Annotated in this window: 16 protein-coding genes; all 16 read right to left on the bottom strand. The window is 53.7% G+C overall.

From position 1 onward, the window contains the following. Nucleotides 1-8: 8 nt before the first annotated feature. Nucleotides 9-2,288 carry a sulfatase-like hydrolase/transferase gene (locus H6750_17145; GenBank protein ID MCB9776036.1) on the bottom strand — a complete coding sequence of 760 codons (2,280 nt, stop codon included), beginning with the start codon at nt 2,286-2,288 and terminating at the stop codon, nt 9-11. A 448-nt stretch (nt 2,289-2,736) separates the two neighbouring features. After that, the gene (gene hpnI / locus H6750_17140; GenBank protein MCB9776035.1) at nt 2,737-4,014 is read right to left on the bottom strand and encodes a bacteriohopanetetrol glucosamine biosynthesis glycosyltransferase HpnI; all 1,278 of its coding nucleotides are present in this window, start codon (nt 4,012-4,014) and stop codon (nt 2,737-2,739) included. 819 nt (nt 4,015-4,833) lie between these two features. Beyond that, entirely contained in the window at nt 4,834-5,703 is an 870-nt protein-coding gene (locus H6750_17135; protein MCB9776034.1) for an alpha/beta hydrolase, read from the bottom strand. A 228-nt stretch (nt 5,704-5,931) separates the two neighbouring features. After that, a complete protein-coding gene (locus H6750_17130; protein ID MCB9776033.1) occupies nt 5,932-6,642 on the bottom strand; it encodes an MtnX-like HAD-IB family phosphatase in 711 nt (236 codons plus the stop codon). After that, nucleotides 6,636-7,553, bottom strand: coding sequence for a hypothetical protein (locus tag H6750_17125; GenBank protein ID MCB9776032.1), 918 nt, complete (start codon nt 7,551-7,553; stop codon nt 6,636-6,638). Before H6750_17125 ends, H6750_17130 begins: the two co-directional genes overlap by 7 nt. Nucleotides 7,554-7,936: 383 nt before the next feature. Continuing rightward, nucleotides 7,937-8,941, bottom strand: coding sequence for a flippase-like domain-containing protein (locus tag H6750_17120; GenBank protein ID MCB9776031.1), 1,005 nt, complete (start codon nt 8,939-8,941; stop codon nt 7,937-7,939). Continuing rightward, nucleotides 8,938-9,774 carry a hopanoid biosynthesis-associated protein HpnK gene (gene hpnK, locus H6750_17115; protein ID MCB9776030.1) on the bottom strand — a complete coding sequence of 279 codons (837 nt, stop codon included), beginning with the start codon at nt 9,772-9,774 and terminating at the stop codon, nt 8,938-8,940. Before hpnK ends, H6750_17120 begins: the two co-directional genes overlap by 4 nt. A gap of 17 nt (nt 9,775-9,791) precedes the next feature. Next, entirely contained in the window at nt 9,792-11,213 is a 1,422-nt protein-coding gene (hpnJ, locus tag H6750_17110; protein ID MCB9776029.1) for a hopanoid biosynthesis associated radical SAM protein HpnJ, read from the bottom strand. 113 nt (nt 11,214-11,326) lie between these two features. Continuing rightward, a complete protein-coding gene (locus tag H6750_17105) occupies nt 11,327-12,220 on the bottom strand; it encodes a ThuA domain-containing protein (protein ID MCB9776028.1) in 894 nt (297 codons plus the stop codon). A 125-nt stretch (nt 12,221-12,345) separates the two neighbouring features. Then, complete coding sequence (locus tag H6750_17100; GenBank protein ID MCB9776027.1) at nt 12,346-13,257, bottom strand: Kdo hydroxylase family protein; 912 nt, start codon at nt 13,255-13,257, stop codon at nt 12,346-12,348. A 10-nt stretch (nt 13,258-13,267) separates the two neighbouring features. Beyond that, entirely contained in the window at nt 13,268-14,548 is a 1,281-nt protein-coding gene (locus H6750_17095) for a hypothetical protein (GenBank protein MCB9776026.1), read from the bottom strand. Between the two features lie 264 nt (nt 14,549-14,812). Beyond that, nucleotides 14,813-15,763, bottom strand: a complete 951-nt coding sequence (locus tag H6750_17090) for a Kdo hydroxylase family protein (GenBank protein MCB9776025.1) — start codon at nt 15,761-15,763, stop codon at nt 14,813-14,815. Between the two features lie 289 nt (nt 15,764-16,052). Beyond that, nucleotides 16,053-17,462: a glycosyltransferase gene (locus H6750_17085; GenBank protein ID MCB9776024.1), complete on the bottom strand. Its 1,410-nt coding sequence runs from the start codon at nt 17,460-17,462 to the stop codon at nt 16,053-16,055. Between the two features lie 265 nt (nt 17,463-17,727). Further along, on the bottom strand, nt 17,728-19,062 hold the full coding sequence (locus H6750_17080; GenBank protein MCB9776023.1) for a hypothetical protein: 1,335 nt from the start codon (nt 19,060-19,062) through the stop codon (nt 17,728-17,730). Nucleotides 19,063-20,276: 1,214 nt separating this feature from the next. After that, nucleotides 20,277-21,911 (bottom strand): AMP-binding protein, encoded by a 1,635-nt coding sequence (locus tag H6750_17075; protein ID MCB9776022.1) that lies wholly within the window; start codon nt 21,909-21,911, stop codon nt 20,277-20,279. Beyond that, on the bottom strand, nt 21,908-22,624 hold the full coding sequence (locus H6750_17070; protein ID MCB9776021.1) for a thermostable hemolysin: 717 nt from the start codon (nt 22,622-22,624) through the stop codon (nt 21,908-21,910). Before H6750_17070 ends, H6750_17075 begins: the two co-directional genes overlap by 4 nt. Between the last annotated feature and the right edge of the window lie 343 nt (nt 22,625-22,967).

The following is a 22,967-nucleotide window of genomic DNA, read 5'->3' as shown; positions in this document are numbered from 1 at the left end:
CATGATGTTCATTCATATTGGAGAAGGTGGGTCTCTCCAGGAGTCGAAGCAGAGACGTGAGTTGGCGATACAGAACGGAAGGCTCCGGGTGGGGTGAATGGTGAGTCGAATTGCCCCCACGACCAGATCCGATTGTGTTCGATGAGAGTATTGGCGGTGAGATAGAGACCAATCATGGAGCGATAGGCATGCGCCGCATCAGTTTCTTCAAGGGAAGGGTGCCTGACGGGTGTCTGCAGATCCAGATCGGTATGATTGAGCAATCCGGTATCAAACGCATACCACCAGACTCCTTGATGATCGGCGAGCCCAATCGCATCATCATACATATTGCTAAGATACGCCCGGTTATCCGACAAACAGTGCTTGATGAGGAGGCAACTCAAATCCTTTCCCATAAAAGGGGTGCGGTTCGGGGTCAGATTCGTGAGGGATAATATCGTCGGTGCGATATCTACCTGACTGCCAACGGTGGTCACGGTTTGGGGCACGATCCGGAGTTGCGTTCTGAGCGGCTCATCCATCCAGATGAACAGTGGGATCGAAAAATGTCCAGCCACGCGTTCGCCTTCCGTGGAACCTACAGGTTCATGCCGGCCATGGTCTCCCAGGATGAAGAGTATGGTGTTGGCCAGCAGCCCGTCATGTTTGAGGTGGGTAAACACCCGGGAAAATTCGAGATCAAAATTTCGAAGAGCTGCCAGGTAGGGATCAGGCTGATCGTGTAATGCCCGAACCTCAGTGTGCCGCCAGGGAATTGTGAAAGGATGGTGGGTGCCGGTCGTGAGGGCCGCAAGGAAATAGGGTTCGGGCTGCTGGTGCAATTCGGCGACTCGTTGGGACAGGCCATCCAGCAATGCGCCGTCCGTGAGGCCAATGCCCATTCGCTCCATACCCGCAGGAAAGTCCTGACCACCGGAGATCTGCTCGATGCCATTTCTGGCTAAAAATATACGTGAACCTGGGATATCGCTATCGAGGCCTATCATCATTTCCGTCCGGTACCCGGCCTTCTGTAGCACGGAGGGAAAGCAGAGATACTCATGTGTGTTGCGTGTCTTGATGACGGCCGTTCCCTGCCTCGGGAACACTGAGCATAGCGTGGCCAGGAGGCCTCGGGTGGTTTGCACCCCATTGCTGAAGAAATGTTCAAAATACACACTGTCCTGACGCAGGGAATCAAGAAATGGAGTGAGAGAAATTCTAGAGGGAAGATTCGTTCCCTCCTGGGCGGGATTTGACAGGGATAGGTTTTTTCCCAGAAAACGTCGGTCGAGACCTTCTACCAATAATAAGATGATATTCACTCGTGAGGGAAGGATGAATGAGGGGATGGAGGTTAGTTCTTTGATCAGGGGAAATTGTGGGGATGGCCACCGTGCCGATGGAGCGATAATCTGGCGGGTGGCGGTTAAGGCTTCGTTTGCACTCATGGGCCGGGGAAGCGGCGCCGGGGTCCAATTCTCTCGGGATCGGATGTACTCCTGAAGCGGGAGTGAGGCAGCGAGGATTGGATTTTGAGCTAAACCATGATAAGCCGTGCTTTCAATTTGCAGGGTAACAGCCTGTGGAAGATCCAAGGGACTCCAGGTGGCAGTTCCAATAGCAAATGGAACGGCAATCAGGACGGCCCGGAACTGAAAGTGAGTGGTTTGGGCATAGACGAATTTTGAATGAGACCAGAGGCGGTTCATTCCCCAGATTCCTGTCAGGATGGTCAAAGCGAGGAGAAGAAAAAATGTGATGAGATACCGCAGCCAACTGCCGGCTTCAGCCAATTCCGCGATGGTTTGGTTGAAGCCTTGAGATTCCGTACGGTGCCGGCTGGCTTGAAAGGCTTCATCCACGTATTCAAAGAAAGGAAAGTTGAGATGATGGTGAAATAGACGATAGTAGGAAACGTCCACCATAGCACTCATCAAGAAGAGTGCACCTATCAGTATGAGTGCCCACTGAAGCGTCCGTTGATAGGCGGAAATCAAACGTTTGAATCCAGGAGGTCTTTCCAGAAACAAGCAAAAGGGTATGCCGGACAGGGCGAGAGTCATAGCCAGAAGGATTCCCGCACTTGCCGTCACGCCGTCACTGAGGGCTCCCACGAGAAGAGTCTTGCCCAAGAGACTGCTTGTCGGGGGCTCTCTGGCTATGACGTGAGGAAGGAGAAACCACCGTTCGGCTTGTTGAATGCCGATCAGAACCACTCCCCACCAGCTCAACAGATAAGAAAACGATCGGGGATGCTTGTAGAGCCGGAAAAGATTCTCTGGGCCAAGAACTCGATTCATCATTCCTATTCCAATTGATTGCCGGATGATGAGTGGGTGGATAGTCCGGGACTCTCGTGCTCACTGACTTTTGAGGAAAGAATGTCCTCCCTCGCTCATCAGCTTAAGCCTGGAAAATGACCGGTGTGCCTTATGCTCAAAAGACCGGGCATCGTCTGTTCAAATTTCCTCATAGTTCGCCAAGGGCAATAGGGTCGGACATGGGTATTGTCGCGAACGTTCCACCGATGGCTATCGGTGGTCTCAATGAGGAATGATTCCGCCACAACAGAGATCCCCACGCCGATCCGACACTCCTTCTTGATAGGTATACCTCATGTGTTTCGAAGCCAGGCGATTGTTTGCTTGGAGTCGTCCACGAAAGTGACCATGAAGGCTATCGGGCTTTCGGCCTGTTGAGAGGCGGATAATGAGGCGTCTCACGATATAGACAGATTCTGCAAAAATACATTCAGATATAATTTTGCCGTTGAGCATCTCGACTCCTTTCATGGCTTGGTTTTGTTGTGAGGGTCTGGACCATGAGATGGGCTTTGGTGAGAAAGTTTTGTTCACGAGATTCTTCAATAGGCTTCCTTGCGGTTATCCGGCCATGGGCCGTCAGCATGCATATTGAATGACGCCAGTTTGTGGTTCGTTGGGCAAAAGCCAATGCCCATGGTGCCAGCCCCGCAATATCCCGGATAGGTAATAACCATAAACTTCGTAGGCCCTCTCGATCATGAAGCCAGTATTTCAGAATCATCCCTGTCGTCATGAAGCGGATGGCCATGGTGAGACCAAAGATGATCCATCCCACCCGGGACCCGCCGGAAAGTAGGACATAGAGACCGGCGAAGGGGATAGGTTTAATAAATACGGTGGCAAACAGAGCCATCGGGCGAACAGCACGTTGGGATTGATCCATGCGAACCCAGTGGTTCCACCATGTGCGTGGGGTTTGAAGGTCGACAATGGTTTCCACCAAATAGGGAAGGATGACCATTCGTTGTCCTCTGTGACAGATCCGACGACCCATTTCATAATCTTCTGCGAGATAATCTGCCAGATTTTCGAATCCTCCAATTGCGGTGAGAGTTGAGCGCCGTAACGCGGTGGATGCTCCCACGCAAAAACGGGACGCTCCCGTGACGAGCGCAAACATCATATTGGGGATCAGTTCGGTATTGATGGTTAGCAGTTCCATCTTCTCCCACCAGGTTTGTGCCCTGACGGCCTTGTACAAGGTGCAGACATACCCCACGTTGGGATCGGCAAGAGGCCGGACGATAGTTTTGAGATAATCGGGCCTGAGTTGGATGTCGCTGTCACTGATAACCAGAATATCGTGTCGGGCATGTTTCAGCCCGCCCGTCAAATTGTTAATTTTTCCATTTGGGCCAATGCGATAATGTCCAATAGACACAGTGACTCGTTTTCGTCCGAATTCCCTTTGAATTTCATATAATAACGGGATTGCCGGATCGCCAGGATGTTGCACCGAAAGAACAACCTGAAAGTCCGGGTAATCTTGCATGCACGTGGAACGGAGATTCGTGCGGAGATTTTTTTCCAAACCGCAAATAGGCTTGAGAATGCTCACGGAAGGCCATTCACAAAAGTTGTGCTGACTGGTGCTAAGAGGCCTGGAGGACAAACGAATGACGCTCGCCAAACAGAGCACCGCATAGATGGATCCACAGACGACAGAAACTAAACACAGCAAGGTGAAGATTGAAAACGTAAGCATACGATCGGCTAGGAAAATGGTCCGTATTTAATGGCTTCTGGTATGAACGGATTCGCACAAATCACGCCAGTTTGAAAACGGAAAGAATCGACAAGAAATTCAAATATTTATGGAAAATAAAACGGGAAGGACATTGAAAATTTGAACGAGGAGTTAAGAAAGTTTTGTATGGAAATCAAAAATTTTTGACGAAGGTCAAGATGTTTTCAAAATTGTGTCCTGGGATAAGTGCAGACTCTGAAATCGCGATCGTCCGGATCGCATGGAATTGGGGATCTTAAGTGGGCTGCGACCAGTCCCGGATTTAGGCCGTGGGAGTTGTGTCTAATACACAATCGTTGAAGCCTGGAAACGCTGTTACCGGTAAAAAGAAAAAGCCAATGTGCCAGTCGTGTTCAAAAGCCGGGCCCTTGGGATTGTCGGTTGTGCGAGACAGATTCTCTCGTGGGAGTGCCCCCCGATTGATAGGCCGGAAGTTACTCAGGCTGACCTGCGATGGCACTCGCCTGAGTATGAGGGAAAACCAGGTGAAGATAGAAATGTGTACCGGCCTCAATACCATTGAATGCATTTCCAGATATTTTCACTGGTGCGGGAAACAGTGAACGATGTAGATCATGGAAATGATGTGTGCAGAAAAGGTGCGCAGAAATCTTTCAGGATGGATCAACATGGGGGATTGGGACGGTCCGATGATTGCGACGAACCTTCGTTCCCCTCAAAGACGTCAAATGTTTTGACCGAGGAAGTGGCAATGATGGATCGCAAGAGGGAGGAAAATCATTGAGTGCATGGCGTCAGCTGTTCGCTAAGGATTCATCAGAAGTTCACCATCATCTGCTGAGGGATGAATTCCGTTTTCATGTGCAACCGGAAAAACGGGGCCATATGGGCAGCCACGGCTTCTTGCTGGTCCCCAACTGAAACGACGTGAAAACAGTCGTCCAAGACAATCAGGAGTCTGTCTTGTGAGGAGATGGCGTTGTAGACAATGGAGGAATTGCGGGGGTTGGTCATATCGTCTGTACGAGCCTGGAGAATGACGGTCGGTGTCGTGACATCGTGTAATCCGGGCAGAACCCGCATGATGAGACGATCGATTTCTGTGAGTGTGCCCAAAGAAATGGCCGGATAGGCTATTGTTGTGGCAGAGGAAGGAGGCGTTGCCGCCCCGTTTGCCACTTTTCCCCTTGCACACCAGTCATGCGGCCGCCCACGCACAGTGCCCCTGGCATGATAGGGCTTCCGTTCCGGGACCTGAGCCCAGGGAGTATTCCATCCGTTATGGATGAACGTGGGCGACAACGCTCCAATACCGTCTACCCGAACCACGGTGGAGGCCTCTAGTGCCAGAAGGGCTCCAGCGCCCAGTCCTACGGCAAAGACATATTCATAGCGATCGCGTATAAAGGAGAGTTGCCGCTGGACATGTGCGCGCCAATCCTGTTCGGTGGTGCGGCCGAGGCCGGAAAGATTGGTGCCGTGTCCCGGCAGGGTCGTCACATTCACGTCCCACCCGTTTTCACAAGAAAGCTTTCGGGAAAGGGAGGACATCTCAACCGGCGCACCGGTAATACCATGGATGAGATAGACCAACACCTTCGAGTCCGTGATACAGACGAAATCGGTTTCCTGCCTTCCGGGCATGTCGTGAAAGGGATCGAGAGAGAGTGCCCCGTGTGATTTCATCGCGCCTCCTTATATGTGGTAATGAGATAATACAGCCAATCGAACCTGGACCCTTTTCAGCTTTGCTGATGTTCAATGAAGCCCGTCTTGCAAAATCCACAATTGACCGACCAGCCCCACATCCGTAAGGGAATGTCGGCATCCGTGAGGAGTGTCGGGTGTTTTCTCCTGAGCCGTATTTTGTTTCTTTCGCAATTGGTTTGCACGAATCCGAACCGGGAAAAATTCTTATGACAAGAAGACCTTTTTAGAAAAAATTTGTTCAGCCACGTCCGTCAGTGTATCGAAGGATCGAAAAGGAACCATTTGGTTCCGGCACCATGCCTGAAGGGTTCCCTTGGCAAAGAGCGTCTGGACCTTCTCCGAGACGCATTGATCCGATTGGCTATCACCGATGTAGATGATGTGGGAACACGTCCTGTCGATAAGTTGAGCCAGCGCGCACTTGCAGGTGCCTGAACGACTTGTGCATTCCGGCATGGAAAAAGGATAGGTGAGGACCAGGCGTCCTGTTGGATCCCAACAAAGATGATTGGAAAGGATGGGGATGTGTAACAGGTTATGTCGCCGCAAGGTCGCCTCGATCAGCAAATCGAGTCCGTCACTGATTATGGTGAGGGGAATGTCGTATTCTGCGCATTGGCGTTCTAGCGCAAAAATGCCTTCATCAATGGGAAGGTCGGCTGCAAAGCGAATAAGTGTCTCGCGATCGGCACTGATAAGTTCCACCTGGCGAGACAGGCATTCCTGAGTCGAGATCTCCCCGTTCACCCGGCGTTGTTCCCACTCCCGCCAGGCAGGCAAGGCGTAGGTTTCGAGTACCGCAAGGGTGGCATCATGACACGTGATCGTTCCGTCGAAAGCACAAAAGATCTCGGTCCTGCCGGCGCAGCCATGGCCATGAAGGCTGGCCTGCTTGAATGGGTGATCGTTCAGCAAATGGGAATCCTTTCGGGTACGAAAGAACGCCGGAGGTTTTGCGGTAAGGACGGTCTTTCCCCCTGGGCTTCCTCAATGATCAGGATAGATCGACGAAATCCGATTTTTCCTATGCAACCTTTGAGAGACCCTGGCTGACAGGACACCTGTGCGTGAGGATGTCGTCTGAGTATGTGGTCGGTGAGGTTCGCAACAGAGTAAGCCCAGGACTTGGATTCAGTTCTGATATCCGAGGAGGCCTCGTCAAAAAATAAGAGAAGTCTGGTCTGAGCCGCCATTAATCGCAGTAATTTGTCGAAGAAGGCACTCAACTCGTGCGGCGGGACGTGCTTGATCACCGACACACAAATGAGGTAATCGGGCTTCAGATGTGTGAGCTGTTTGAGCAGTGGTTCCGCAATGACACCCAGGTGAGGAGTTTTGGCTTGAATGGTTCCGTGCTCGAGCAGATTCAGTCCATGTTGAAAAAACCGGTCGGTCACATCAAGGCCCCAATATCGGTTGGGTTGGAGATAGCCGATGAGATGCTGTCCGACGCGAAGGCGGCCGCAACCAAAATCAACACACATGTCATGCGGTTGAAGGCCGAGTTCTACTATTTTCTTGAAGGCATAGCGTCCATGCTGTTGAGGTTGAGACGGTGGCAGCATTTTTCCGCCTGCGAGAATAGCGGCCGGCCCATGGCGCTTCCTGTGCATGATGTGAGGGACTTTCCCTTTTTCCAGGCTCTTCGCGCTGGCATGGGCATAATACGATGAGAAGCGACCATCCCAGTGGTGACGTCGCCAGCATGCGTAACCAATATTACCCAGAAAAATTGAAGCAAGGCGGACAAGCGTGAATCGCTTGAGGGATCGGAATGGGTTGCTCAGGTCCTTTTTCTGCATGATCATCAAAACACTGGTTAACATGCTCAAGATCCTATCTCTAATGATGGTCCAAATAATAAGGACCCTTTATCCTCATGAACGGACGGTTCTTTTTTTGTGAGCCAGGAACCGTGTGTGTGGTGTCCCGACTAACAGGAAAGATATTTTTTAAAATCAACAAAACGCACGAACAGTGCCAGGAATGAGCCTTCGGATAAAATTTAGATATTTCATCCTGTTAACGGACTGATGGAGTTGGAGCAGAGGCGGAAAATACCAGAGCGCAGAACAGTATTTTGTACGGTGATCAAAAAAATTGAATGGCGGAATGGGAGGGGTAAGATTTCTTCCGGAGGGTTGTGCAACGTATATCCTGTCAACAGGATATTCAGTCCTGTTGGCAATCAACCGGGTGCACAGGAGGCTCACCCCGGGATCCCCGCTATCCCGCGAATGTGGCGGATCTCGACCCACTGCCAGGAGGCCAGCGCCGGCAACCCGATGGCGATTTCACGAAATCGTTTGGCCAGCGATAGCGCAATGGCGGCGTCGGCGGGGAGGCCGATCAGACTACTGGTTATGATCAGACCTGTTTCCTGCACACCCAGCGCACCCGGCACGAAGAAAGCCAGATGGCGAATCGCGAGCCACAGGCTTTCCAGAATGATGGCGTTCCAGACAGTGGTAGGGTGGCCGAACAATTCGAGTGCGAGCCAGGTCTCGAAGGAACCGACGAGCATACCCGCGAGTTGCCAGGCCAAAGCGGTCCAGAGCAGACCGTGTTGTCCGTAAAGTTTGCGAATCTCTTCGTCCAGGTCCTGGGCGTTCCCGAGCAGTGAGGCCAGCCGGTGGCGGCTTCCGAATATGCGTTCGGTGAATCCTGCAATAGACGAAAATGGAGAACCATAACGCAGCAGAAGGGCCAGCATGATGGGGACAGGTAAGCTCACCCCCAGTCCCCACCAGATGGTGTCCACAACCGGGGTATTCCGTATGGTCTCCATCAATAACACGAGCCCGATGACAGTGAATATATACTGATTAATCAGGGTTAGGAGAACTTCGAGGATGATGCTTGCGGTCACTGCGGCCCCATCGAGCAGGCGCCGCAACGCCAGGCGTATCCCGATAATCTCGCCGCCGATGCTTGCAAGCGGCAGTAGCCGGCTGACCGCCTCACGGACGGTGGCGATCCAAACCAGAAAAGGTCGTGTCGCATACCCATCAGGATCACACGGGCGTAAGAGCACCCGCCAGCTTTCCGCATCGAGAATCAGGGGTAGGAAGTGGAATGGGATGAGCCAGAGCAGTCCCCACCCGGCATGCTCAAGGGTTTGAAAAATGGACTGATAGCCTTCGTGGACTATCAGCCCCATCATGACGGCAAGCCCGATCAGAGCGACAAGATAGCTAGACGTGGAGAACCTCATTCGGAGGCCCGTACCGGCCAGAAATCTGAAAATCCGCCGCGTATGATACCGAATCTGTCTAGAGCTTCACGGACTCGCGGCGACATCAGGGCGGCCAATTCGTCAGGATGCCGGTAGGAAGGCATGGATTCAGAAATTCCACCCCGCGTGGCCGGGTGCAGGTAGATTTCGGTGACTCCCGCCGGCACACGACTGAGGGCAGCGAGGAGGGCTGCCTCATCCATCGAGCCACTCTGCTGCAGCCCCACGATCCGATCGTTATGGGCGATGCCTGCGCGAGTGAGTCGTCGATGCATGGTCGCGAGACACGGCCGCAGAAATTTTGACGATCCCTCTTCGTTGGGAAATCGCACCGCGTGAACTCCAAACTGCTTGCCGACAGACAGCATTAGAGAAAGCACCGTTGGATGAAGATGAAAATGCTTGTGTGCGTTGACGTGATCCAGCTTCAGGCCGAAGGCCTGAAAAACCTCGAATTGTGCGGTAATTTCCGCTCTGAGCTGACGACGGACATGGGGAAGGAGAAAAATCCGGCACCCGTCACAAACCATGCTCTGTCCGAAACGACCGTCAGCGTCCACGAGATCGGGTATTTCCCTGCGGGGTAGCACAGCGGCGCCGTCTGCCAACACCACATGAAGTCCGACATGCAAGCCTGGCATGCGACGGGCACGCTGAACCGCATCAGCAGCGGCGGGAGCTCCTACCATCAGGCTGGCAGCCGTTAATACGCCCTCTCTATGGGCCTGTTCCACGGCTTTATTGACTGCCTCATGAAGGCCAAAGTCGTCTGCCGTGATAATCAGCCTGCGCGGCGCCGAAAAGTTTGGCATCGTGAATGCCGGTTCGATCAGTTTCCGTGCGCGTTGAGGAATCGAAAAAATTCGATGCCCTCACGCAAACGGCGTTTCATCATCTCCCAACTCCGGAGCATTTCGGATACGATTTCGCAGATTTTCCGCGGGCGAAAATAAAATCGCTTGTAGAACAGCTCGACCCCGTGAAAGATCTCTTCCTTGGAAAGATGTGGGTAACTGATTGCCGCCAACTGCACGCCTTTGTCGTTCACGAGATTCACCGCGTCATTTTCCTGAAGCCACCCGTTCCCGACCGCTTCCCGATAAAGACTGGTCCCCGGATACGGGGCGGCCAGCGAAACCTGGATGGTGTGTGGATTGATGTCTTTTGCGAACTGGATGGTTTTCGTGATGGTCTCCCGGGTTTCCCCCGGCAGCCCCAGAATGAATGTCCCATGGATCGTGATATCCAGCTTGCGGCAGTCCTGGGTGAAGCGGCGTGCAATGTCGGTACGTACGCCTTTCTTAATATTGAGCAAAATTTGATCATCGCCGGTCTCATAGCCGACCAGGAGCAGGCGGAGTCCATTCTCTTTCATGATTTTCAGCGTTTCGTAAGGCACGTTAGCCTTGGCATTGCAGGACCAGGTCACACCGAGCTTTCCCAGGCCTCGCGCAATTTCCTCAGCGCGGGATCTGAGGTCGGTGAAAGTGTCGTCATCGAACATGATCTCCTGGACCTCGGGCATGTGCTTTTGAATCCACCGGATTTCTTCGATGACGTTTTCAGGCGAACGAACGCGGTAGTTATGCCCCCCCACTGTCTGCGGCCAGAGGCAAAAGGTGCATTTCGATCGGCAACCGCGGCCGGTGTAGAGGGAGACATAGGGATGCTTCAGATACCCGATGAAGTAGTTTTGAATCTTCAGATCGCGTTTGTAAACCGGAGACACAAAGGGAAGTTCGTCCATGTCTTCGATCATGGGACGCCGCACGGTATGAGTCACCACGCCGTCGTTGTTCCGGTAACTAATCCCTGGAATCTCGGCCAGGGGTTTGCCTTCGGCAACCTCCCGGCACGTGTAATCGAATTCCTCGCGGGCTACCCAATCGATCGCGTGTGAAGCCTTCAGAGAGCCGTTCGGGTCGACCGCCACTTTGGCGCCGACCATGCCGATCACCACGTGTGGATTCCGCGCCTTCAGCAATTCGGCGAACATGGCATCTGTAGGAAAAGAGGGTGTGCTGGTATGGAGGATAACGAGGCCGTAGTTTTGCGCAAACGCCAGGCATTCCTCGACGCTCAGTCCGTCGGCCGGAGCATCGAGCAGTCGACTGCCGGGAACCATGGCGGCGGGTTGAGCGAGCCAGGTCGGGTACCAGAATGACTTGATCTCGCGTTTGGCCTGATAGCGGGAACCCGCGCCGCCGTCAAACCCATCGAATGCGGGTGCTTGTAAGAACAGCGTTTTCAGCATCGTATTTACCTCCTATTAGGAAACCGCCACGATATTCGTAATCAACTTCTTTACCCCTGTTTCCCAACGTGGAGCCACGCTCTCAATCCGTTGTGGCCATATCCCTCGCGTCACCGGCCGAGCAGTCGCCTTCGCCAGCGTTTCAGCGCCCCTCCAGCCTGGGAATCGCGTGGAGTGAGATAGCTCTGAAGCTCCGTAGGGTTGACGACGCAGGACGCTCCGTCCATGGGAATCGTCAACCCTGCCGACCAGAGAATGGCGTTCACCATGAGTTGGCGTACTCCGCCCAATGACCAAGCCGAATGGGCATCGAGTCCGGTAAAGCAAAACGAGCGTCCACCTGTGGAACGCTCATACGTCCACGCAACCACATCCGCCGTGCCGCCTTCCCTCGATCCGCGAAACCGGCTGCTTGACCAGAGCAGCGGAGTCACCCCACGCATTCCATGGACGAACCGAAGTTGATTGTGCCAGCCGTCTGTTATCTCCCAGGGCTCGACTCCGTAGGTCACCGGATGCTCGGGAAACTCGCTGTGGCGAGTTGACCAGTGCCCACGATTGGCCTGTCCCTCCACGTAGATTCCACCAGCCCAACTCGTTGCCAGAGTTTGGAACTCAGGCGGGCAGCGCACCGCTTGATGAATCATGACCAAGCCCCCGCCACGATCCACCAAATGCTGTATTCGCTCCAGGCGATGCGGTGATTCGAACATGGACTTCATGCTGCTGCCACCGGCATAAAAGACGGCGGTGCTGGCCTCATCAACAATCGCACCGTCCGTTAGCCAACCATCTCGACCCACCACCGTTTTCACTCCGGCAGTCTGTTCGAGCAGAGACGCCAGCAGCAGACAGCCGGCCAGATAATCATGATGCCCGATCCTGTCGGAAAACTTCACTTTTCCGGGTATCAAGACAATCTTCGCCGTAACGGTCCCGCTGGCAGCGTCAGCGTGGGTAGCACTTGCTTTGGTTTGCGGCTGTGAAAGGGGATCACGATGCATGATTGGTCACCAATTTCTTTAATCGGCCAAAACCTCAGGACTCCGCACCGATGCCCGAGAACTCAGAGCCTTCGACTCGGATCGGTCCAGGAGTATTTCACGGTACAAAAACATTGAACAGCCTTTTAGACAAGGGCTCGCCCGGTCATACGTTCCAGGATGTGGAGCGATGAGCGTTCCGGCTCCCGCATGGCAGAGACGGGAAGGAAGAAAGTCTGGTCCAGACTGTGTTGGCCGGAGATTGCGCCATGCACGGCAAGATCGGTGAGCGCGATCCAGCTGGAACCTGCCGGGAATTCGACGAGCTGACGCGGTGCGGTTTTCTGATACTGGTCGTCGCTTTTCGCCAGGCGCCGGATATCCGCAATGAGACGGTCGTACGGGGTTCGCGTTCGCCGTACACGCGCCCCGCCCAGGCAGTGCAGCACCCAGTCCCGCCATGAACTGAGGCGACTGGTAGATGGGAGAAACCGTGAAACGAACGGTTCAAAGGGCTCCCCGATCTGCCATACGCGTGGCTGACCGCTGGGGTTAATGTTGCAAAAGATTCGTAACATCCCGCGGCCCTGACTCGGGTACTTGTAGCTGGTATCGATATGCATACCCTGTGGGGTGTTGCGGACGCAGGGGCGGTACGTCGCGCGCTCGCGCTCCAGAGCGGGGCGATAGCTTCGAAACAATGTGGAGATGATGTTGTCCGCCCATGCGGTGAATCGCTGCATCATAGCCTCAATCTCGCGGCGAGCCTCGCCTTGAATTTTCGTACGTTCGAACGAGCCGCGCTCCGGATCGAAAATCAGTGTTGGCCTCCCGGTCCGGCTATCCCTCTCCGTCTGACCGGGCATGATTACCTCTTTATCCAGAATCAATTCGCGTTCCTGCGCGGTGAGTTCGAAGCCGACATCGCGAAGGAGGAGGATACGTCCGCTCTCCACCACATCGATCGCCTCTGTACGAACGGATCTAGAGCCCATGTCGGCTCTCCTGTCTATTTCGACCGGTCCCATCCTTGCATCCAGATTTGTTATGCTCGCCATGGCTGTCTCCTCAATGAACGTATTCGGTCTTTGTCTGGGGGACGGGAATTGAAATGGTGTGGCCCTTTTCCAGAATTTGGCGCAGGTGATAGGCTAACAGGGCACCAAAGCGCGAGGTGCCGATAGGCTCTCCGCCTGTTCTCTGAATGATGTCGAGGTCGGGCCCCTTATTGCCCTCGATCAGATGTGGCCCCGTTTCCAACACGGCAATGTCCCAACCGACAAAAATCTGGTCCGGGAACACCGCGTGAACCTGACGCGCGAGGTCGAGGACCTGACTCCACATCGGCACCTGCCGCCCGAGAATCACGGCACCGGTCGTCGGATGGGTCTTATACCATGCCGTATGGCGATCCTGGCCAAGGCCGGTCGCAGCATTGACAATACCGCTGTGGAGCATGACTTTCGCCGCAATTCCCCCGGCGTGGAAGTTGTCGACGATGATGCCCGGTGTCCGCGGCATCCTCAGGACCGCGTGGGTGACCTCGGGTTGGTCATTCTCGTCCAGACAAGTCAAGACCCGGATGGTACATAGCGCTCCACTGCTCACTGCCGCAAGCTCGGGATGATTCGACACGAGCGGACGACCGACGTAGGGTTTGCGCCTCGATAGGTTGATGAGATGCACAAGCAATTCGGGTTCGCTGCGTATCCCGGCTGAGGCATTGCGATAGGTGTGATTGCCGAGGTACTTCCAAACTTCAGCCCCGCGTCCCCCCGCTCCTCTGATAGGTTTTAAAAACAGATCACAGGCGGGAAGACCGGGTTCCTTAAAATCGAAACGGGTGATCTCACCGTGCCTGATAGTGAATAGGGCAGGCACCACTGCCACGCCGAACTGTTGACAACGTTGCGCAAAAAGCGCTTTGTGACTAAGAGCATTACGGGTGTCGGTTTCTGGAAAGTTTTTCCGAAGCATGAGGTAGAGGCCTCTCTTCGTTTCGTGGCGGTACAAATAGTCCAATGCGCGCCTGCGCATGTCGGCTCGATAGAGATCGAAGGTATAGTAATGAAATGGCAGGATTCCCTTGGTCAGCCAAAGCACCGCCAACTCACCCATCTGCCGTAGCGGGTTCTTTCCCACCTCCTTGCGCACGCGCACTCCATGGATCATCGTGCAGTAGACAATCATCCCAAGTACCACCGGTATGCCAACTACAAACACAGCACCCATCAGGACGAAACCCAGGCGGCTTTGTCGCCAGGCATAGAAGCAAAAGGCACGATGAATGTATCGAGCCGGCGAGCCATCATTTCGCATGCAGAGCCATAGCCACGGCGCTCCACTCATGATCCACCGTAGCTCCTGGTATTCCATCTTCCAGCCGCGCAGCCATTCGCGTATGGAGGGCAAATGAGTGAGGTTTTTCCACATTGTCCAGTTCCGCGTTTACAGATGCCCGTTAACCACCCTTGAATGGATTACCGCCGACAAACTGTTGTTATTTTGTTCATGATGTACCTGATGAAAGAGTGGCGATGAGACGTTTGTGCAAAAGAGCGCTATGACCAACATCGCTTATCAAGTCCCTCCATCCAAGGGGTTACCGCTCGCTTAAACCAGAGCCTCGCCAGTCAGCCTCTCCAGGATGCGCAGCGACGAATGCGATGGATCGCTCATCGCCTCCACCGGCAGGTAAAACGTCTGATCGAGGCTGTGCTGTCCGGACACTGCGCCGTGCACCACCAGATCGGTGAGCGCGATCCAGCTTGAGCCGGGCGGAAATTCCATGATCTGGCGCGGTGCCGTCTTCTGGTACTCCCTGTCGTGCATACCGCGGGCGCGTATCGCCGCCATATAATGATCGTACTTTGTCTTGATACCGTCGCCGATGCCGAGATGGGCGAGAATGGAGGACATCCAGCTCTGCCAGCCGAGATGCACGGAAGGCAGGAAGCGACGCACAAAAGATTCAAAGGGTTCGCCGACTTGCCAGATGCGCGGCCCAATGGTGGGATGGATGTTGGAGAAGATGCGCAGCATGCCCCGTCCCTGAGTGGGGTACCCGTAGCTTGAATCGATGTGGAGCGACTGAATTTTGTTGCGCGGAATAGGCCGGTAGGTGACCCGGTTGCAATCCAGCGCTCCTTGGTAGTCGGGAAACAATTGGGTGATCATCTCCTTGGCCCAATCGCCGTAGCGCACCATAATCGCATGGAGATCAGGACGGGCCGTGTCTCTGACCTGGGCCCGCACCATCTTCCTCTTCCCCGCCTTCATGTAATGATACTTTCTGATCTGACCACGGTCCGGATCGAAGATAATCGTCGGGCGGCCGTCCTCAAAGTTGGGGGTCCGAGTCAGGATCTTGGCCGTGTCCGAGATCAACTCTCGCTCTCGCTCGGACAGCTTGAAGCCGCTTTTGGGCAGGTAGATAACCCCGCCTCCTTCCAACGTCTCGACGGCCGTGCGTTGCACCTCCGGAGCCCCTAGATCGGTTCCGGGCTCGATTGTCAAAATTTTCGCCGTTCCGGTTTCTTCGCCCACGGAAATATTAGTTTCCATGACCTACCCCCAGCTGTATTTGAGAAATACAAAAAAGTTCCAGCACATGAGGGGTTTTTCGATGGCCCCATAACATCATTGCGCCTCTCGAAGAACTGGTTAACTCCACCGACAAGGGGCCGAGTTCCCCATTCGGTAAGGGTCATGCTGAAAACAGTCATTGGCATAAACGGGAAAATAATCAGACAAATCCCGATATTGCCGGCTTAAGCTGAAATTCCTCCCACTTGTGGAAAGATCGAATTATCCCGAATTAAAAAAATCATCGGAGGTAAATGAACACCCGTGCTTAATGTCCGGCACCGACGGACCCCCTGGACCCGTGGCAGGCGAGAGCCTCCTCGAAAGTGGCGATATAGCCCTCGATGGACGTTTCCAGGTTGAAAATGCGAGCCCGGTCACGGAGCGCCTGCCGGTCTACGGGTGCGTCCAGGGTGGCTAGGATCGCCTCGGCCAAGGCCGCGGGATCGCGACAGGGAACGAGCCTGCCGTATTTGCCCTTGTCGAGTATTTCCCACGGGCCGCTCGGGCAATTGGTGCTGACCACGGGACAGCCGCAGGCGAGCGCTTCGATTAGCACAGCAGGCAACCCTTCCCAAGCCGAAGAGAGCACAAACATCGAAGCCCGCGCCATCCAGGCAAAGGGGTTCTCGGTATAGCCCAACAGGCAGACGTCTGATTCAACACCGAGCGCCGTGATCATGTCTTGCAACTGGTATCGCACCGGTCCGCCACCAAGTATGACCAGTCGCACAGGGCGTCTGTTGTGGACCAAGGCAAAGGCCTTGATCAGCGTCGGAAAATCCTTCTGAAACCGGAGACGACCGACGGCGAGGAGAACCGGAGGTTGCCCCGGTTCAAGCCAGGGGTGCACCAGCGGAGCTTTTGCCTTCTCGGCCACCGAATGGTCGATGACGGGTTCGAACACCGTGGTGATGGCCTCGCGCGGCAGGTCCGCCAGACGAACGACTTCCTCGGCAACGCCATCGGAAACCGCGATGGTTCGCGTGGCAGACCGGTACACAAGACGCGACAGGGCACGCAGATAGAGATTCACGATCATGCGGAACGGCGCCCACAGATTGAGATTTTTAGACAGGAAATTGGTGGCACGTAATATCAACGGCATCGGCTTTCCGGAAATCCGCCAAGCGATTACCGCGGTGAGGAGAACTCGATTGCCGGCCGCCACCATGATGTCCGGCGACCACACTTGCAGGTAGCGAGCCAGCGCAAACGTGCTCAAGAAAACCCTGACCCAAAGGAACGGCAGATAGCTGTAGAGCACGGCGTACAGCCTTCCCCATTGCGGCTGGTTGAGCACAACGCGGCGGATGCCGGGCAATAGTGAGTCCGCGTATTTGCTCTTCTCATTGACCATGACCACATCCACATCGTACCCGCGGGTCACCAATTCATTCGCCAATCCGACGGCGCGGCGCGGGGCGCCTCCTCCCGACATCCGGTACATGAAAAAGGCAATGCGACAGCGACCGCCATTCCTGCATGATGCGACCAATGTTTCGGCAGTTCTGGGCATCATTCCTCCCTCTTCAATGGAATCGTCAAAATAACCAGGTACACCGTTCATCCTATTCCCTTGCCTCTGGCCCACCGGGTCGCCATCCAGGTGTTCCTTTCGAATCCCCATGATCCCTGCGGCAACAACGAAAACGCCGATAGGGTGCGGCAGCAGCATCTGCCAGCGACACCGACTTTTCCGGCTGCAGCCAGCAGGAGTTGAATCCCATTCCGCATCGGCTGAACACCCGATCAGGACAATGTCCAACCCGCGCTACGTCCCTTGAGGGATGTCCTCCAGAGCGTCATCCGTCACTTGGTAACTTGAAAACGCCTTCGTTAATTGATCTACAGTTGCCCCGCTTATAGGGTACCTCCGGACGTGAATTGAATCTTGCTTTATTCTCCGCCACGAAGGTCGCGTTATGTGAATTTTGAACCCGTCACGAATGACCACTCGCCTGGGCGTAACTCGCATATTTCCTCTCGACGGTTCGCTTCAGGTTAAATGCCAGCAGCATCCCCAGCCGTTCATTGCCCAGGGGTCTACCCTTGATTCGTTGGATGATATCCAAGTCGGGAGCTTTATTGGCCTCGATCATGCACGGCCCGTTTTCGAGTATGGCGACATCCCACCCAATCACCACCTGGTCGGAAAAGAGGCAGGTATGAGCGTTCTGCACGAAGTTGATCAACTCGGGCCAACATGGAAGCTTGCGATGCAGAATCGGCGCATTGGTCTCGGGATGTCGCTCATACCATCCACCTCTCACCATTCCCCAGGCCCCGTCGCCGGCTCTTCCTAGCTCGCCGGTCTGAATGTCGACATTCGCCGCAATTCCCCCGGCATGGAAATTGTCGACGATCACGCCGCTTTTTCGCGTCATGCGAAAGACGGCATCAGTCACTTCAAATGTGTCTTGTTCATTACGACAGCTCATCACACGAACGGTGGAGAGGGTGCCGTTGGCGAGATCATCTATGTCGTGGTGGTTTATCAGTCGTGGCTGAACCAGGTAATCCCTGCACTGTGAGACTTGACGCAACAGATCCAACAATTGGCTTCCGGACACGATCTTCCCGGCATTGCCTCGGAATTGTCCTGCGCCCAGGTACTCCCAGCACATGGTGTGCTTTCCGCCCTGACCCTTTATCGGTTTTACAAAGAGGCTTGTCTCGGGTAGGCCTGTCTCACGCCACTCTATCGGCGTAATCCGTCCTTTGCTGACAATCACGAAAACGGGCGCTGCGGCAACCCCGCATGCATGGCAACGGGCCATGAAGCTGCACTTGTTTCTGATAGAGGACGTGCTGCGCTCGGCAGGGAGGGAAAGGCCTCCATTATAATCACGCAGGTAGTGGTAGAGACCGCTGCCACCCTTCATTTCGAAACGATTCAGGTATTCGCCGGCCTGTTGTCTTTTGGTATTGTCATGCAATCCAAAAATGTAGTACCAGGGTGGCAGGATGGCAAAGCGGGCCGCGATTCCAATCTGCTCGCAGAATTGCCGGACGATCCGCTTGCCGGTCAGCTTCTTTATAGCCCGTCCATTTATTGAGGTGAAGACCGTTGCTAACGCGGCGATGACGAATGGTGTGAATGGTAATGCAGCGAACATTGCGAGACGCTTTCCAAGCCTGGCCTTTCGCAACACCTCACACCGGAAGAAACGATGGATCGAAGCCGCTGCCGAATGGGTCGAAGTCATGCGGCTAGAGGAGGGGCGATATATCCACATAAACCCATTGAATTCTCGAGTGATCCTGGTAATGTTCATCCTTATAAAATCCGGATATGCATGAAAGAAGCTTCATAACGATAAGTTGCCTGTTTATTCATCCTGGTATCTGACAGACCGATTTTCCCTTTAATCGAGCGGGCGAGCCATCCCTTCGCATAAAGAGCCATACTCATGCCGCCCCACTCATGTTCCACAGTCGTTCCTGGATTTCCATCTTCCGGCCGCGCAGCCATTCGCGCACAGAGCGGAGCGGAGTGTGTCCGCCCTCGCGAACAAACGGAATGCTGATCTCTCTCAATGAAATCTTTGTCATTTGTAACTTCTGAAATTTTTCCTCATTCCTTACGTAATCCTTCACGTGAGGTTTTTGCCCAGAAGGAACAGGAAAATATTCCTGTATGAATTTCCGTAATCAGCATGAACTATGCCATTGGCAAAAATTTCTGATAAATCCTTGTATTTCAAATTTTTAAGATTCGTAATTGAATCGAAATGGGATTTGAAGAGCGATGAGGAAGTACAAGAATTTGCCCCAAAATTAAAAAAATTGGATCAACTCTCACGGGAAAAAATCTTTCATTCGATCGAACAACTCATGTCTGATGCATGCTGAAGGATGAGCACAGGGAGCAGGTCGGCATCCTGAAAAATCGAAAGCTCCCGCCACGCCATACCTTCTTTTGCCTGGACACAGATTCTTTGCCAATGGTGCAGGGATGCCAAGCTGGATAGGTCCTCACCGAGTCAACAGTCATACCGTCAAAGGCTAAATAGTTAATTCAAAGCTTATATCCTCGACGGTGAGTACAGACCGGTCACTCCCGAATCAATCAGTAGGCTCGGGATATTCCATCGGAGTAATGGACGGATGTGGTTCGAATGGCAAAAACAGCCGGTGACTTGGTTGCCTCTTTTTCGCAGTCTACGTGTCTCTATTGCATCTCCACCCTACTTTCTTTGTTCCTCATTTTTGAGTTTTTTTCAATGGTCGTCGGCTTGAACCGGAAAGCTGACATTAATTTTTGGGATCGTTCAGCGAGTGGACGAATCTCAGCAAATTGTGGATCTTCATCAATGATCCGGTGTTTGATCCGGGCCCATTCTGTCCGAAGCGCGAGGAGCGGTTCCAGGAGAAGGACGGGAGACGGGGACGTGTATCGTCTGTGGGGCTTGTTGACTTGGTTCTCGGCTGATTGTCCCGCTGTCTGGTGAAAGGGAAGTTGTCAGGACGGTATTCAAAAAACCGTCGCTCAAGGTGGTATGGCCTCTCTCATGTGTGAGAGCTCTTTTTGCAAGACATTCTGCCCGGGTTCGGGTTTTTTTACCGTTCCTGATAAAACCCCATGGCGTTCCTCTTTTGCCAATGCATCTTTATACAGTTGAGCAATGAGACCCGCGTATGTATTCTCAATCGCTTTGCGTTTGACTCGCCCATTCGTGGTGAGTAATCCATCCTCTATCGAAAACGGCTTTTTTAGAAGAGCCCACTGACGAATCTGTGCGTAATCGGGCAGGCGGCCGTTTATGTTCCCGATCGCCTTTTGGATGGTTGGAACAGTCAGGGGGGTCGCTGCCGGGATTAAGAGTGCGATGCAGTAGGGCCGAGCCTCCCCTACGACGAGACATTGACGAAAGAGCCCTGTTGCCAGTAGTTCGGTTTCAGGCCATTCCGGAGAAATGTTGCGACCATAGGTCGAGACCAATATATTGTTTTTGCGTCCGATAATGTGGAGGTATCCTTCTTCATCCACAAATCCGAGATCCCCTGTTGCAGTTTCGGGACCCAAGGGATGATGGGGGATGGAGGGAGGGGAGGGTACCGAGCCTGGATTGAGGTAGCCGAGAAAATGATTTCCACTGACAATGATTTCCCCGTCCTCGATTCTCACTCGGCAGTGTGAAAGGATCCGACCAACGGACCCTGGTTTGTGAGACCTCGGGGTATTTAGCGCGACGACCGAGGCACATTCCGATAGCCCGTATCCCTCATAAACAGGCAAGTCGTGCTGTTGGGCCTGTTGGATCCAGGCAGAGGGCGTTTTCCCGCCACCTACAGCTACAAATTTTAAAGTGGCCGGGACACGCCACCCGGAGTCCAGTGCGTCCAATAGCATTTTCAAAATCTGAGGGACGATAATTATGCTCTGGGCCTTCGTGTCATCCACTATTTGTAAAAATGGACCAATGGTTTCCATCCGGCTCCCTCTTAACCCGAGGAGATCGGATTTTGCTACATAAATGGAGCCTCCCCTTAGGAACGGCAGATAGATACCCGCAAGATTTTCCAATAGCGTCGCATAAGGTAAGAGGCTCAGATGAGTGTGGAGGTTGAGGTCAAAGATCGCTTGGTTCAGACTCTTGACCACTGTTTGGATATTCTCTTCGCTTAAACACACTCCTTTGGGAGTGCCTGTGGATCCTGAGGTAAAAGTGATTTTGGCCGTGTTCGGTGGATACGCCGGATGTGTCCGCTCGCGGAAGGTCAGCGTCAGAGTCGTGGAAGGGAGTGCCCATGAAGGTCTGTTGTCCTTTCCCCGAAGCTTGTTGAGATCCGCAGGGTCATGCGCCACCGCATCCACCTCGCTCAGGTGTAAGGCGTGGTGAATCTGATCAAAGGAAAAGAACCGGGGCAGGGGAATGCAGACTATCCCTTTTGCAAGGCAAGCCAGGTCGACGATGATCCAATCCAGACAGTTATCCGCCAGCAAGGCCAGAGAGCCGATGGACTGTTGCTGGAGAAAATTACCAACCTGGTCAATCCGATGCCACAGTTGACCGTAGTTGAGGGGGGTCGATGGGGTGATGACGGCGGGGCGTGCCTCCTCCTGTTGGGCAATTTCCCGCAGCTCATCGGCAAAGGACCGTGGTGATGAAGGCTCTTTCATAAATAACAGCGCATGTTCGTGATTTCCGTGTCGTAGGTGGCTACCCACTGAGCCAGCATGGACCGGGAGGTGAGGCTGTTAATCGCGAGACGACCATCGATGGCAAATACCCAGGGATTGGCGGCGTAGTAATTTCCCCAGTCCGCTTGGGGTTTGTTCGTGAGGGAAGGAGTGAGGCGGCTGTGTTCGGCTTTGCATATGGGCGAGATGGGCAATTGGAGTTTGGTCAGCAGGTTGGCCACTTCGCTGGTTGCGGTAAAGACCGCGATTTTATAATCGGAGATGAATAGCATTTTTGTTAACACCAGAAACAGCAGGAAGCTACTGCCACTGCGGGTAGAGACCAAATTGCCAATTTCGACAACCTCTGTCCGGGAAACGTCGGGGAATCCGCAACGGGTGAGTGTTTGGAGTAATGGGCCGTCCAAGTATGCTTCAAGAAACAGGGCGGACTCGGCCGCCGACCGGATGCCCACAACGGCTGCTATACGATCCAGAGTTTGGAGGCTTAAGAGAATTGGCATGAAATCGGCAATTCGTGCCCCGAATTTTTTGTGATACCCGGAGGCAATAAGGTTTTCCACCGACTGTCTCCCTTGAGAAGTCCGAAAATAGAGATGCAGGCTGGTCCTTTTTGAACAGGGGTCGTTTAAGGGGAACAGGGCGGTGCAGGATTCGGCCCAACGTCCTGTGGTTTGGTCATACCGGTTCATAGGTTCTCCCTCATTTCCCTTGTTGATAAGCGATTGCAGGATCTGTATCACGACACCGGCCTGGTTTTTGATGGAGCAGGTTCAGAAAACCCGTTTCGTTTCATTTCATGAATTCAGCATGAACTGTGCCAGGGGGGATTCACCCCAAGAAGGCCCGCCATTTCAAAGAGTTAAGGCCGGGGAGGGATTTGATAGCCGATTGAAAGGACGACGGGCAGGAAAAGGATTTTGATGGGAATCAAATAATTTGAACGGAGAGGGTGAGGTTCTTCCACCGTGCTCACTGGAGGTTGTTGTTTGATTGTGCACTGCAGGAAACTGCGTCAGTTGATCTGTTCCCCTG

The sequence above is a fragment of the Nitrospiraceae bacterium genome (assembly GCA_020632595.1).
In the GTDB taxonomy this organism is placed as follows: domain Bacteria; phylum Nitrospirota; class Nitrospiria; order Nitrospirales; family UBA8639; genus Nitrospira_E.
The sequence above is the reverse complement of the archived record's forward strand: the minus strand, read 5'-3'. Positions and strand labels throughout refer to the sequence as shown.

What these genes read in the sequence shown, in the direction of transcription:
- H6750_17145 (MCB9776036.1), bottom strand. Translation starts at nt 2,288, where the DNA reads ATGATGAATCGAGTTCTTGGCCCAGAGAATCTTTTCCGGCTCTACAAG.
- hpnI (MCB9776035.1), bottom strand. Translation starts at nt 4,014, where the DNA reads ATGCTTACGTTTTCAATCTTCACCTTGCTGTGTTTAGTTTCTGTCGTC.
- H6750_17135 (MCB9776034.1), bottom strand. Translation starts at nt 5,703, where the DNA reads ATGAAATCACACGGGGCACTCTCTCTCGATCCCTTTCACGACATGCCC.
- H6750_17125 (MCB9776032.1), bottom strand. Translation starts at nt 7,553, where the DNA reads ATGTTAACCAGTGTTTTGATGATCATGCAGAAAAAGGACCTGAGCAAC.
- H6750_17120 (MCB9776031.1), bottom strand. Translation starts at nt 8,941, where the DNA reads ATGAGGTTCTCCACGTCTAGCTATCTTGTCGCTCTGATCGGGCTTGCC.
- hpnK (MCB9776030.1), bottom strand. Translation starts at nt 9,774, where the DNA reads ATGCCAAACTTTTCGGCGCCGCGCAGGCTGATTATCACGGCAGACGAC.
- H6750_17105 (MCB9776028.1), bottom strand. Translation starts at nt 12,220, where the DNA reads ATGCATCGTGATCCCCTTTCACAGCCGCAAACCAAAGCAAGTGCTACC.
- H6750_17100 (MCB9776027.1), bottom strand. Translation starts at nt 13,257, where the DNA reads ATGGCGAGCATAACAAATCTGGATGCAAGGATGGGACCGGTCGAAATA.
- H6750_17095 (MCB9776026.1), bottom strand. Translation starts at nt 14,548, where the DNA reads ATGAGTGGAGCGCCGTGGCTATGGCTCTGCATGCGAAATGATGGCTCG.
- H6750_17090 (MCB9776025.1), bottom strand. Translation starts at nt 15,763, where the DNA reads ATGGAAACTAATATTTCCGTGGGCGAAGAAACCGGAACGGCGAAAATT.
- H6750_17085 (MCB9776024.1), bottom strand. Translation starts at nt 17,462, where the DNA reads ATGCTGCTGCCGCACCCTATCGGCGTTTTCGTTGTTGCCGCAGGGATC.
- H6750_17080 (MCB9776023.1), bottom strand. Translation starts at nt 19,062, where the DNA reads ATGAACATTACCAGGATCACTCGAGAATTCAATGGGTTTATGTGGATA.
- H6750_17075 (MCB9776022.1), bottom strand. Translation starts at nt 21,911, where the DNA reads ATGAAAGAGCCTTCATCACCACGGTCCTTTGCCGATGAGCTGCGGGAA.
- H6750_17070 (MCB9776021.1), bottom strand. Translation starts at nt 22,624, where the DNA reads ATGAACCGGTATGACCAAACCACAGGACGTTGGGCCGAATCCTGCACC.